The sequence below is a fragment of the Cryobacterium sp. Hh11 genome, from assembly GCF_004404045.1.
Classification (GTDB): domain Bacteria; phylum Actinomycetota; class Actinomycetes; order Actinomycetales; family Microbacteriaceae; genus Cryobacterium; species Cryobacterium levicorallinum.
The window spans coordinates 76,739-89,000 of record NZ_SOHF01000005.1 but is presented as its reverse complement, the minus strand read 5'-3'; the positions used below and the strand labels follow the sequence as shown (position 1 = coordinate 89,000).

The 12,262-nt window shown below is 62.9% G+C and carries 11 protein-coding genes and 1 tRNA gene; 6 read left to right on the top strand and 6 right to left on the bottom strand.

Translation table 11 applies throughout. The features are described from left to right. The first annotated feature begins 3 nt into the window (after positions 1-3). The 5 genes from E3T46_RS01235 to E3T46_RS01215 all read left to right on the top strand — a co-directional run bounded on the left by E3T46_RS01235 (position 4) and on the right by E3T46_RS01215 (position 4,062). Complete coding sequence (locus E3T46_RS01235; protein ID WP_134577161.1) at positions 4-918, top strand: DMT family transporter; 915 nt, start codon at positions 4-6, stop codon at positions 916-918. A 249-nt stretch (positions 919-1,167) separates the two neighbouring features. Next, on the top strand, positions 1,168-2,349 hold the full coding sequence (locus E3T46_RS01230) for a glycosyltransferase (RefSeq protein ID WP_134577211.1): 1,182 nt from the start codon (positions 1,168-1,170) through the stop codon (positions 2,347-2,349). A 38-nt stretch (positions 2,350-2,387) separates the two neighbouring features. Continuing rightward, a tRNA-Ile gene (locus E3T46_RS01225) sits at positions 2,388-2,461 on the top strand. A gap of 171 nt (positions 2,462-2,632) precedes the next feature. After that, complete coding sequence (locus E3T46_RS01220) at positions 2,633-2,869, top strand: helix-turn-helix domain-containing protein (RefSeq protein ID WP_134577160.1); 237 nt, start codon at positions 2,633-2,635, stop codon at positions 2,867-2,869. Then, positions 2,869-4,062, top strand: a complete 1,194-nt coding sequence (locus E3T46_RS01215) for a site-specific integrase (RefSeq protein ID WP_134577159.1) — start codon at positions 2,869-2,871, stop codon at positions 4,060-4,062. The genes E3T46_RS01220 and E3T46_RS01215 overlap by 1 nt, the downstream gene beginning before the upstream one ends. 207 nt (positions 4,063-4,269) lie before the next feature. Here E3T46_RS01215 and E3T46_RS01210 read toward each other — a convergent pair whose 3' ends face one another. Genes E3T46_RS01210 through E3T46_RS01195 form a run of 4 tightly spaced genes read right to left on the bottom strand, consistent with a single transcriptional unit; the run spans position 4,270 to position 9,381 of the window. After that, positions 4,270-6,189 (bottom strand): beta-L-arabinofuranosidase domain-containing protein, encoded by a 1,920-nt coding sequence (locus tag E3T46_RS01210; RefSeq protein ID WP_134577158.1) that lies wholly within the window; start codon positions 6,187-6,189, stop codon positions 4,270-4,272. 36 nt (positions 6,190-6,225) lie between these two features. Further along, positions 6,226-7,110, bottom strand: a complete 885-nt coding sequence (locus E3T46_RS01205; RefSeq protein WP_134577157.1) for a carbohydrate ABC transporter permease — start codon at positions 7,108-7,110, stop codon at positions 6,226-6,228. After that, positions 7,107-8,066, bottom strand: a complete 960-nt coding sequence (locus tag E3T46_RS01200) for a sugar ABC transporter permease (protein ID WP_134577156.1) — start codon at positions 8,064-8,066, stop codon at positions 7,107-7,109. Before E3T46_RS01200 ends, E3T46_RS01205 begins: the two co-directional genes overlap by 4 nt. Positions 8,067-8,100: 34 nt before the next feature. Beyond that, positions 8,101-9,381, bottom strand: a complete 1,281-nt coding sequence (locus tag E3T46_RS01195) for a sugar ABC transporter substrate-binding protein (RefSeq protein WP_134577155.1) — start codon at positions 9,379-9,381, stop codon at positions 8,101-8,103. 234 nt (positions 9,382-9,615) lie between these two features. Between E3T46_RS01195 and E3T46_RS01190 the strand changes: the two genes are divergently transcribed. Next, positions 9,616-10,626 (top strand): LacI family DNA-binding transcriptional regulator, encoded by a 1,011-nt coding sequence (locus E3T46_RS01190; protein ID WP_134577154.1) that lies wholly within the window; start codon positions 9,616-9,618, stop codon positions 10,624-10,626. A gap of 478 nt (positions 10,627-11,104) precedes the next feature. On the opposite strand, the gene E3T46_RS01185 is transcribed toward E3T46_RS01190, so the two are convergent. After that, entirely contained in the window at positions 11,105-11,662 is a 558-nt protein-coding gene (locus E3T46_RS01185; RefSeq protein WP_134577153.1) for a hypothetical protein, read from the bottom strand. Positions 11,663-11,669: 7 nt separating this feature from the next. After that, positions 11,670-12,092 carry a single-stranded DNA-binding protein gene (locus E3T46_RS01180; protein WP_134577152.1) on the bottom strand — a complete coding sequence of 141 codons (423 nt, stop codon included), beginning with the start codon at positions 12,090-12,092 and terminating at the stop codon, positions 11,670-11,672. Between the last annotated feature and the right edge of the window lie 170 nt (positions 12,093-12,262).

Sequence of the window (12,262 nt, the reverse complement as noted above, 5' to 3'; positions counted from 1 at the left end):
GAAGTGACCTCTGACCTAACCGATCTGGCGAGTGAAATCGCCATTGATCCCAGGCAGGCCATCGGAATTCCGCTGGCCCTGGTCGGCGCGGTCTTCCTATCGCTGGGTGCTCAGTTTCAGCATCGCGGCGTCACCAAGGTCGAAGCGCGCACTGAAGCGGTCACCGGTGGACTCAACGTTCGGCAGCTGACCTTACTGCTCGCGCGACCTTCCTGGGTGTTCGGATCGCTCATGCTCGGCCTGGCGATCGTGTTTCAGCTCACGAGCCTCGCCTTTGCGCCCATTATCGTCGTGCAGCCGCTCGGCGCGGTTGCCCTCGTGATCACGGCAATTCTGAATGCTCGGGTCAGCCGGGTCAGCCTCAACCGAGCAAGTATCATCGCGATCTCGATGTGCGTGGGGGGTGTCGGGCTGTTTGTGACCGTAGCTGCGTTCACCGCCATCGACAAACCGGTCACCGACGGCAATTTGACCACGATTCTTATCGTGCTCACGGTCGTCCTCTTGCTCTTCGCGCTGGCGTTCGGCTTTCTCCGTCACCGTTCGCAGGCAGTGTTCTATATTCTCGGCGCCGGGGTGCTGTACGGATTTGTCGCGACTCTCGCCAAAGTCGTCATCAACCGCACCCAGAACGGAAATTTCGAGTGGCTGACCCTGACCTGCGTGCTTGGGTTGCTGCTCGCCGCTGCGCTCGGAGCCTATTTCGTGCAGAACGCGTATGCCTCCGGGCCACCGGATCTCGTCATTGCGGGGCTGACCGTCGTCGATCCTCTGGTTGCGGTGGGAATCGGCATCATTGTGCTCGGCGAGGCCAGCCAGGCACCGCCGGCAGCGGCCGTCGCTTTCGTCGTGGCGGGCGCCATCGCCATTTGGGGTGTCTTCTTGCTCGCACGATATCATCCCCAGTTGGATCGCTGAAACGTGAAGAATTTTGGTGTTCCACGGTGCGGGCGCGTCTCGCGATGCTCGGTTTAGAATAGGGTCGTGTACGCCGCGTCAACGACCGAGCGCGCCCGAGACTTTCTGCCGGACGATGTTCCCGGCCCACCAACGTAGGGACCACTCCACTTGTCAGATGTGACCGACTTGCAGAGCAGCCCGACTCCGGGCGTTACGCCACAGCGTGGCTCGAATGCCTCGGCGAAAAAACCGCCGATTCGGGTGCTCATCGCTGCGGACACGTTTGCTCCCGACGTGAACGGGGCTGCGCGTTTCGCCGAGCGGCTCGCCGCCGGCCTGGTGGAACGGGGCCACGAGGTGCAGATCATGGCGCCCGCTGCATCACGCAAGCACGGCAGCCGGACCGAGATGCACGAGGGTCAGCCCATGGTGGTGCACCGCCTGCACAGCTGGCGCTGGTATCCGCACGACTGGCTGCGGTTTGCGCTGCCGTGGCTGGTTCGCGGCCAGAGCCGTCGCATTCTCGATTCCTACCGCCCAGACGTCGTGCATTTTCAGTCGCACATCAACGTCGGGCGTGGCGTGTCGATCGAGGCGGCGAAGCGGGACATCCGTTTGGTTGGTACGAACCATTTCATGCCCGAGAACATGGTGAAATTTTCCCTGGTTCCGTTGGGTTTTCAGGATCGCGTGATCAAGGCAGCCTGGCGAGCGGCCCGGCGCACGTTCGGACGTGCCGCAGCGGTGACTACGCCCACCCGGCGGGCCGCCCAGTTCCTGGAAAAATACACCGGGCTGACCGGTATCCACGCCATTTCCTGCGGCATTGACGCTGATAACTACTCGCCAAATTTTGAACCACGCACGGAGAACCGCATTCTGTTTGTGGGGCGGGTCACCGGCGAGAAGCAGATCGACGTGCTACTCGAAGCGGTGGCGAAGTTGAATCCCGACCTCGATGTGCAGGTCGAAATCGTGGGCGGGGGAGACCAGAGACGCAACCTGGAGCACCTGGCTGACACCCTCGGCATCCGCTCACGGGTCACGTTTACCGGGTACGTGACGGATGCGGAGCTGCGCGCGGCGTACTCGCGGGCGACGGTTTTCGCGATGCCGTCGATTGCTGAGCTGCAGAGCATCGCCACCATGGAGGCTATGGCCTCCGGATTGCCGATCGTCGCGGCTGACGCCATGGCGCTCCCTCACCTCGTGCATGACCAGACGAACGGGTACCTGTTCAAGCCGAGCGATGCGCAAGATCTTGCCGACAAACTCACTCTCGTGCTCACGGCGACGCCGGAGCTCCTAGAGGCGCTCAAACGCGAGTCGCTCAAGCTCATTGCCGCGCACGACATCAAGCGCACGTTAAGCACATTCGAATGCCTGTATCGTGGGGAGCCGGTGGGCGATTTGGTCACCAACGGGGCCTCGGCGCATCTGCCGGAGTAGTCACGTAGTTCTGGCGGGACGTTTTGGTCGCGCTTTTTGGGGCGGTAGCTCAGCTGGTTAGAGCAGCGGACTCATAATCCGTCGGTCCCGGGTTCAAGTCCCGGCCGCCCTACTGTAAATTCGATCTGATCAGGGTTTCTTGTCTGTACCGAAAGGGCAAGACTTGACTCACCCATTGTTTATCCATTGTTTATTCCAAAATTTCCGTCCTTCGGGGGTCCCCGCAGAGAAGGTGCACGACCCGATTCGAGTCATCTGGGATGACCTCGTTCACCTTTGTGTCATGGATACTGAAAAACTCTTCGGGCTGGGTCTTGAGCCTGTATTGACGACAAGTGAGCTCGCCGAGTACCTCGGCCTGCAGCCGCAGGCCATCTATGACATGCGAACGGATGGTCGAGGCCCCTCCGGCATCCGAGTGGGCCGGGAGATCCGCTACCGCATCTCAGATATTCGCCAGTGGCTCGACGGTTTGCATGAGCCCGAAGCAGCCTTGGATCGCCAAGGGGCTGAGCGCTGATGTCGGGGCGACCTCGCCTGCCCATCAGTACGTTCGGCTCGATCACGACGGTCAAACTCGGCCCCAAACGGTTCCGCGCCACGACCGTGTTCCGAGATTGGGACGGACAGTCCAGACAAGTCGGCGCGACACGGGAGAGCCGAAACGCGGCGCAGGCGGGCCTCAAGACCGAACTCGCCGCGCGCATGCGCGTCGGTGGCGTCGGAGAGTCCCTGACGGCCAGCTCGCCATTTCCGTTGCTCGCAGCGGCATGGATGGAGGAAGTGATGCTCGATGTCGACCGCGTCCAGGGCACGAAGGACACGTATCAACGCGCCTTGCGCGTGCTCGTTTTGCCCTACTTCGCGAACTTCACGATTCGCGAGGTGACCGTCGGTCGTATCGAACTCTTCCTCAGGGAACAGCGTGCGCAGTCCTATACGCGGGCAAAGCACTCTCGAACGATTCTCGGCATGATCCTGGCGTTCGCAACGCGGCGGGAGATCATTCCGCGGAATCCCATGAAGGAGACCTCGCGCATGAAGAGCCCTCCGCACACACCGAAGGCGCTCACGACCGACCAGATTGCCGCCATCCGGCTCGCTGCCCGAGAATGGCGCACGGAAGAGGGCCAGATGGGGCCGCGGTCGGATGGCCAGGTGCGCGACATCATCGAGGTGATGCTCGGCACCGCCACGAGAATCGGTGAAGTGCTCGCCATTAGGCAGTGCGACGTCGACCTGGAAGCCGACCCGCCGCGGGTGCACATCAGCGGCACGCTCGTCGTGCACAACAAAGCCGGCGTGCACCGTCAGGAGCATCCCAAGACTCACGAGTCGAACCGGGTCATCGGAATGCCGCCTTTTGCGGCCGAGGTTGTCCGCCAGCGTCTGGCCCTGCTCGATCCGGAGGATGCGGAGCACCTGATCTTCTACTCGCGGGTGGGCACCCCACTCGCGCCATACAACGTCAGGCGCACGTTCCGCGAGATTCTCCGAAATGCCGGGCTCGAGGGCCTGAACATCACGCCGCACTCCTTTCGACGAACGGGCGCGACGCTGCTCGCGAATGAGCTTGGAATGCAGGCGGCGGCCGACATGCTCGGGCACACGTCCACGTCGACGACGAAGGCGCACTATGCGGAGCCGGACCGCACGGTGAAGTCGGGGCCGGCGGAGGTGATGCAGCGGTTGGCGCCGCCCACGAGCAGCTGAAAGCCCGGCTGGTGCTCGGCCCAATTACGGCGAAATCTCAACCGGATGAGTCTCGTTGAGGCGGACAGTTCCATCGATTCTTCGTGGACCTTCATTCGGGAAGGTCCGACCCACGTCGAAACGACAGTCTTGGGTGCAGGTGCTTGGAACCTCAAAGCGGCGGCGGAAGCGATACAGGGATTCCCTCCAGACCGAAATCGGGGGCGATCAGATCGCCACAGAATCGACTTCGGTCGGTAGCCACACGCGCATGGACGACGGGCCACGGTTCGCCCATGCGTAATACGGCAGGAGCTGCACGGTCTGGATCTCCGGCGACATTTCTGGTGTGTCCATTCCGTACGGCCATGCGAGGTCCGGTGCCACCATGCCGCGCACGTCGACGGTCACGATACCGTCGACGTCGTTCAGCTCCCCGGTGACTCGCAGGTTGTCGACGCTGCCGGCGAAGGGTACGTCCGTCGATTCAAGACAGAAAACAACCGGCCCCCGCTCGACGGCCCGCTGGCCGCGGAGCGCGTCAATCCTTGGATCCGGTGTGGTCCAACGAGCTGCCAAGGGGAGGACAAGTGTGATCTCATCGCCGATGGAGAACAGTCGGCGGGTCAGGACCGTCCCCGGGGCCACGTCTCGGGACTCGCCACCGAACCGGAGCTGCGCTCCGGTTGTCGCCCAGGCGGGCACACGAAGGGAAAGGTCCCACTCGGCGTCGAGGGTCTCGGTCACGACCAGCCGAATCTCGCCATCGCTGGGGTAGTTCGTCTCAATACGAACCGCAACCGTACCGTTATCGAGGGTAGCGGCCACTTCCCCGGCCGCGTACTGGTGGAGCTGAAGTCCGTTTGAGGTCGACGTGGCGAAGTAGGATCCCAGCGTTGCCAAGGTACGGGCGACATTGGTGGGGCAGCAGGACACGTCGAACCACGGCGCGCGCAAGCTGGAGGACGCCCGCGGACTCGGTTCTTCAGTGGACGGCGTTGAACCCGGCACGCGCTGGTGGAGGGTGTTCGTGTAGTAGAACGCGCGCCCATCGGCCGCAGGAGACGTCGCGACCACGTTATAGAGGGTACGCTCGATCATGTCGGCGTAGCGTTCTTCACCGGTCGCCAGGAGTAGACGGTAGTTGAGCATGATTGAACCGATACCGGCGCAGGTTTCGGAGTAGGCACGATCGCTCGGCAGCTCGAAGTCTGAACCGAACGATTCGCCCTCGTGGTGGGCGCCCATCCCCCCGGTTATGTAGGTTCGCCGGGCGACGGTGCGCGCCAGCTGCGCTGACACCGAGTCGATCAGCTCGGCATCGTCGTCCTCCACGCCCAAATCGACGGCACCAGCGGCAAGATAGACCGCTCGTACGGCGTGCCCACGCAACACTTCGGCGTCACGTACGGGAGTCTCGTCCTGGTAGTAGCTCGGGCCGAGCTCGATGTCGCCGAGCAGGCCATGCCCACGACGGTTGATGAATAGCCGGGCCTGGTCGATGTAGCGGGTCTCTCCCGTGTATCGACCGAACTCGACCAGTGCCATCTCGACCTCGGGGTGCCCGCAGATCGATTCGATGCCACCGACGCCGAAGACCTCGCAGAGGTGGTCGGCGGCGCGGCGGGCGATGGTGACGAGTGCGTCGTTGCCCGCGGTGCGCCCGCGCGCCACGGCGGCCTGCAGGAGGTGGCCGTAGCAGTACAGCTCGTGGCCCCATTGGAGGTCGGAGTAGCGCGGGCCCTGGCCAGGCCGGCCGAAGCGGGTATTGAGATAGCCATCCGTCTCCTGGGCAGCTCCGACGCGTGCCACGAGGGCGTGCAGACGGGCGTCAAGATGCTTGTCCTGGGTGCGGCCGACCTCCCAGGCCATCGCCTCGAGAAGCTTGTACACGTCGGAGTCCGAAAACTCGCGACCACGCCGATCCGTTGGCAAACGTCCCGCCACGGCGGCGTCGAAGTTACCGATCCAGCCGACTTTCTCCATCCAAGCTTCGCAGTGTCCGATTATGGCCGAGGCGTTCAGGTCTTGCATGTCTGCCCAGAATCCGCTCTCTATCCGCACCTCTGACAGTGCGAGAGGGCGGAGCGCACCGCGTGACGGGGCGACGGGGAAGGCGGTTGCTAGTTTGTGAGTGAGCACGGGCATGGTGGTCTCCTGTGAGAATTGTCGGCGAAAGATTGGCTATTTGACCGCGCCGAGCGTGAGTCCCTCACGCAGCAGCCGGTAGGTGAAAACGAAGAGGATGAGAATGGGGACCGACGTGATGACGGCAAGTGCCATCAGTCCGGGCCAGTTGATACCGAACGCAGAGACTTGTTGGGCCAGCAGCGCACTCAGCGGGTAATTCCCGGGTGAGAGGAAGAAGTTGACCGCGTAGAGAAATTCGCCCCAGGACATCAGGAAGACGAGAGTGCCGGTCGTGGCGACGCCGTTGCGGGCGATCGGAAGCATGACCGACCAGAAGGTGCGCAGTGTGCTCGCGCCGTCGATCGATGCGGCTTCTTCGAGCGCTTCAGGCACCGAGCGGAAGAACGGGCGCAGCAGCAGGGTGGCGAACGGCACCAGAAGAGCAGTGTCAGCGACGATCACGCCGAGGTTCTGGTCGAGCAGTCCCCACGCCCCGAAAATCTGGTAGAGCGGGATGACGTTGGCTGTCTGTGGAACCATCTGCAACACGATCAGGAGGCCGAGGCCGATAGTCGTGATGCGGGAGTCGACCCGAGCCAGGCCATAGCCGGCCGGAATCGCCACGAGCAGCGTGAGCACGGTTGTTCCTGCGGCGATCGTCAGCGACTGCTGCATGGCTGTGAAGAGACCGTGGTTGGCGAGCACGGCCGTGTAGGCCTCAAGCGTAGGTGTGAATAGGATCGACGACTGGGAGGAGATGACGTCACTCGGGTCCTTCAACGACGTCAATACGATGAACAAGATTGGGATGGCGTAGACGAGCAGGAGCGCCACGCGCAACGGGCCGGCGATGGGTTCGAATCGACGACGCGGTCGCCGTGGGCGTGGGGTAGCCGGGGGCACGGCTGCCGAATTCCTCGTGGGGATCAACATGCTCATGAGTTGGCCTCCTCGGCGCGAACGCTGCGTGCGTAGATCACGGCGAGCACTAGCACGAGCAGCACCGAGATGACTGCGGTCGCGGCACCCATGCCGAAATCGAACCGCACAAACGCCTGCAGGTAGCTCAGGAATGGAAGCGTGTTCGTTGCGACGCCCGGTCCGCCGTAGGTCATGACGAAGATGAAGTCGAAAGACCGAAACGCATACACGATCGTGAGCACGGCCAGCACGAGCGTGGTCGGCCGTACGGCGGGGATGATCATGTACCAGATCTCCTGCCACCGGCTTGCTCCGTCGATCCGGGCCGCTTCGAAGGTTTCACCGGGAATGCCGAGAATTCCGGCACGGAAGACGAGCGCGTTGAACGGCACCACGGCCCAGGAGTTGACGATCGCCACGGACAGGAGCGCGAATCTGTCGTCGTAGAGGAACGGCACGGCGTCTTGCGAGAGCCCCACCCCGGTGATGATGGAGTTGATCAGGCCGGCGTCGCCGAGCAGGAACTTCCAGACGCTGCCGTTCACGACGGGCGGAAGTGCCCAGATGAAGACCATCAGGCCGAGCACGAAGGCAGAGAGGAGGTTGCTCGTGCTGAGCAAGATCGCGGCGGTTAGCCCTCCGACCAGCCCGATTATAGTCACGATCAGAACGAACACGATGGTGTTGCCCAGAGCCGGGAAGAGGGAGCCCTGGGCGGCACTGCCAACGAAGTTGTCCGCGCCGACGAATTCCCACGGTTGGTTGAGCGTTCGCGCGGTCACGTCGCTGACACTCATGCGTGCCAGCTGCGCCAAGGGAAAGAACGAGAAGACGAGGAGGAAGATCCCTGCCGGCAGAGCGAAGACAAGCCTCTTGCGTTTGGCCGCGTTCCGGCGTGCGCCCGACCGGGGCGCCCGACCGGGCAGCGCTGGAGTACGCCGCGCCGGCCCTGAGACCGTCAGATTTGTTGACATGGACTTCCCGCCTCGCCCTCGTTGTGTATCGGGTCTACTTCGTGAGCAACTGCTCGAGGTCAGTGACGAGCTTCGTTGCGGCTTCCGCCGGTGTCATCTGGCCACCGATGACGGCGCTCCAGATCTGTCCCACGACGAGCTGCTGGTCTGCGATAGATGCCGCTGGCACGGCCGGTGACGGATAGTTCGCCCCGTTTTCCTCGAGCGACTGGGCAAACGCCGCGAGGATCGGATCCTCGGTCACCTCGGGGGCGGATGCGGCGTCCAGGCGGCTCGGAATGCTGCCGACCCCGCTCAGCGCGATGGCCTGTCCTTTCTCGCTGAAATATGTCTGCTCTAGGTAGTCCCAGGCAAGCTCCGGGTTCGCGCTGAACGCCCCGATGCTCTGGCCCTCGCCACCGAGGTAAACCTTTCCGCTGTCGCCGACGGGAAGTGGCACGACGCCATAATTGAAGTCGGCGTCGCTTCGAGCGGTTCCGAGCTGCCAGTTCCCGTTCTGGGCGAAGGCCACGTTTCCCGCCGCCCACGTTTGGAACGGAACCGTCTGGTCCCAGGTCACGGCCTCGCGCGTGAGAGCACCCGACCCCGTCCAGGACTGGATCATCGTGAACGCGTCCTCGAGCGGTGCGACCTCGGGCTTGTCGTAGTTGAATCCGAAGCTCGTCAGCCACGGGTACGCCTGCCACTCTCCCTGCGACTGGGGCAGGCCAGACAACGTGATGCCGCTCTTGCCTGCGGCGGTCACGGCGGCCAGAGCAGCGTCGAGTTCATCCATCGTCGTGGGCGGCTCAACGCCAACCTCATCGAGGATGTCTTGGTTGTACCAAAGGCCGAGCAGATTAACGTACCCCTGGATGGCATAGACATCGTCCTCGAGAGAATGCACGACGGCCTCGGGGAACTGGTCCTTGTCAGTGAATGCGCCCCACTGTTCAGTGATCGGGGCGAGAGCGCCGCCCAGAGCCAGCGTCGAGGCGTCTGCGCCGTTGAACACGACCACATCGGGTCCGGTCTTCGAACCCACCGCGGTGATGAGTTTCGAATTCATCTGGTCGTACGGAACGAAAACATTTTCAACGGTTACGCCGTCATTGTTCTCCTCAAAGAGATCCTTGTAGTCGGTCATGACCTTGACCTGGTTCTCATCGCTGAAGTAGTGCCACACCGTGATGGTGTCGCTGTCGCCGGCGGATCCACCCGATGATGTCGGGGTGCACCCGGTGAGGGCGAGCGCTGCCGAAACGGCAATTGCACCGCCCGCCAAAGAGAATGCGCGGATGCGGAGTCGGCTGTTGCGTGCGGATTTCACTACCATGTGAGTTCCTTGTCTGGAATCGTCGTTGATGGGTGCGTCGCGATGCGAAGAACATTCGCGAAATTTACCGAAAACCTTTTCGGCGAATGTATCAGCCACCAATGGTGGCCGTCAACCGTGTACTGTCGACTCAACCGGAAAACTTTTGGTTCCGTCTTTTCGCGGGGTGCTTGCCCGCGGTCCGGACTGTTCTGCCGAGCATCCGCAGTTGTCGAAACGCGAGGGGGTGCCGATATGGTGACCACAGGCAGGCCGCAACCCCGCTCCACCCTGCGCGATGTCGCCAGGCTGGCTGGTGTCTCCGTCGCCACCGCCTCGAAAGCCCTGAACGGTCGCGACCAAGTGCATCCTGACACCCGTGCCCGCGTGCTCGTCGCTGCGGAGCGGATCTCGTTCACTCCCAACGCGCTCGCTCGCGGGTTGCTGGCCGGGCAGACCGGCACCGTCGGGCTAATAACCGGCGACCTGGACGGCCGCTTCTCCCTGCCGATTCTGATGGGCGCCGAGGATGCGTTCGGCAAAGGGAAAATGTCGGTTTTCCTGTGCGATGCGCGCGGCGATGCCATTCGGGAGAAGTATCACCTAGACGCACTGCTCAGCCGCCGCGTTGACGGTCTGATCGTGGTGGGCTCGAGTACGGATCCACGGCCATCACTTGGTCGGAATCTACCGGTGCCTGTCGTATATGTCTACGCCCCTTCAGTTGACGCGAATGATCTCTCCCTCGTGCCCGATAACGTGCAGGGAGGCGCAGATTCCGCAGAGTTCCTGGTTTCTCGACGCCGGCGTCATATCGCCCACATCACCGGTGAAATCGGTTATGCGGCATCACAGGATCGCGTGCGCGGCATCGAAAAGGCCATGTCGAGCCATGGAATGTCACTGGTTGGTGGCGCCCAGTTCGGCTCTTGGACTGAACAATGGGGACGCAACGCAGCAGCCCAGTTGATCGAACAGCATCCCGAGGTTGACGGAATCCTGTGCGGGAATGACCAGATCGCCCGCGGCGCACTGGAAACCGTGCGGGAGGCGGGTTGGGCCGTGCCCGGCCGGGTCGCGGTGATGGGTTACGACAATTGGGAAGTCTTTACGACCGGGTCTCGACCCCAGCTAACGAGTGTCGATATGAACCTCGAGGCGCTGGGGGCATTGGCTGCGCACCGACTTTTTGATGCTATCAACGGCGACGCTCGGTCCGGTGTCGAGTCGCTGCCATGTCGAATCGTTCCACGCGAGACCACCTAGCGTATTCATGTTCCGTTTCCCCGGTGCCATTCAGTGACGCGGCGGCTGGGTCCGCCCTGCGGTCGTAGTTATTCGCAATAGCGTGAGAGTGAATGCCAATCATTTTCAGCGCGACCTCACCGTGCTACTGAGGTCGCCCCTTCTCGACGCGTCGCTGGCCACTGCGCAGTATGGTGAGGCGAGGGGGAAAGAGACATGGACGAGGACGGGATGGCCGAGCGACGCGTTCACGTCCTCCGACCGCACGCGCCGCCGGGTGCTGTCCGGTATTTTTCGATGATCACTGCGCTAATTGCGGAGACCCACTTGCGCACAATCTCCCGAAACTCTTCTGCAGCAGCTGGTGTCGAGAAATCGCCGAGATAGCCCGCTATGCCAGAGCGACCACTCGGGATGGTCGTTTTGGAGCCGATCCCACAGTCGGGTCAGGGCCCGAACCTGCAACCCACGATTTGAAGCTGTGATGGATCAGGTAACGTCAGGGCATGCGGAGCAATTCAGCCTCTGCCTCGCGCCGCCGGGCGACGTCATCCACGACGAACTGCACAAAGTCCTCGTCACGGTCACCGATGGCAACGTCCTCGACCGCGTCGGTGGGTGGTTCTCCTGGCCACGCAGTCTGCCGCGTCGGTCGGTCGCGCTCCAACCGCGTACCCGAAACGGCGACCCAGTCGCGAAGCCGCTGGCGGGCATCCGCAAAATCGCGATGCCAGCCGAGCGGAGCCGAGCCGTGCTGGTCGGGGTCGTAGGCGCCGAGCCAGTGGAGATGCAGCGCGGAGAGTTCCCAGACAAGTTCGGGGTGTCGATGCCAGAACGGCGGCACAACGGATGCCGGCAAACCGTAAGTGCGCCGCAGCCAGTTCACCCAGCGGTTGAGTTCGATCCATTCGGCCTCGGCGTCGTCGGCGCTGAGCAGGTTCCAGTTGATCGGATGCGGCGGCTCAGCAGTGAGCGGCCCGTCGAGATCGTCCAACGGGCTCGCCCCGAAGCCGTCATCGTGATCTTCTGAAGCCCACTCGACGAGTGACTCTGACATCGCCTGTTCACCGCCTGGATTCGGTGTGTGCCGCTTCCGCCTCGTGCTCGACCTCGATGTCGGCACCGGCACGATGGGTACGGACGACCTGATAGTTGGTGCGTGCGAGATCGTGGCCGATCTTCTTGGCGACAAATTCTTCGCGTTGGATGGTTTCGCCGTCGCGTTCAATCTGGAAGGTGCGTACATACCCTTCTGAGACAAAGCTGTCGCCCTTGGCGAATCGGGCAAGCGCCCGTTCAGCTGTGGCGCGGTAGGCGACGAGGTCGTGGAATGTCGGTTCGAGTGCGGTGAACCTGCCGCTGTCCTCGCGCAGGAAGTGTGGCTGGCCGACACGCGCATAGAAGCGCGTGTCGCCGTTCTCGGTGACCGATTGTTGCGGGTCGGAAGCGATGAAACCGGACAGCGAGTGCTGCGTGTGAAGTGCCATGGGACTTGACCTCCTGCGATGTGGGCGGACCATCGGGGTCCGCGCTCACTAGGAGGTGCACCATGGGCACCATGGCGATCGCGCCGGTCCTCGGGGGGATCCCGGTCGGCGAGGCGGCTCTGGCACCTGAAGATTGACATGGGCAGGGTCTGGTCTCAAGTGAGCCTGGC

Bases quoted from the DNA above. Each gene is read 5' to 3' on its own strand.
- E3T46_RS01220 (WP_134577160.1), top strand. From the start codon at position 2,633: ATGGATACTGAAAAACTCTTCGGGCTGGGTCTTGAGCCTGTATTGACG.
- E3T46_RS01215 (WP_134577159.1), top strand. From the start codon at position 2,869: ATGTCGGGGCGACCTCGCCTGCCCATCAGTACGTTCGGCTCGATCACG.
- E3T46_RS01210 (WP_134577158.1), bottom strand. From the start codon at position 6,189: ATGCCCGTGCTCACTCACAAACTAGCAACCGCCTTCCCCGTCGCCCCG.
- E3T46_RS01205 (WP_134577157.1), bottom strand. From the start codon at position 7,110: ATGAGCATGTTGATCCCCACGAGGAATTCGGCAGCCGTGCCCCCGGCT.
- E3T46_RS01200 (WP_134577156.1), bottom strand. From the start codon at position 8,066: ATGTCAACAAATCTGACGGTCTCAGGGCCGGCGCGGCGTACTCCAGCG.
- E3T46_RS01195 (WP_134577155.1), bottom strand. From the start codon at position 9,381: ATGGTAGTGAAATCCGCACGCAACAGCCGACTCCGCATCCGCGCATTC.
- E3T46_RS01190 (WP_134577154.1), top strand. From the start codon at position 9,616: ATGGTGACCACAGGCAGGCCGCAACCCCGCTCCACCCTGCGCGATGTC.
- E3T46_RS01185 (WP_134577153.1), bottom strand. From the start codon at position 11,662: ATGTCAGAGTCACTCGTCGAGTGGGCTTCAGAAGATCACGATGACGGC.
- E3T46_RS01180 (WP_134577152.1), bottom strand. From the start codon at position 12,092: ATGGCACTTCACACGCAGCACTCGCTGTCCGGTTTCATCGCTTCCGAC.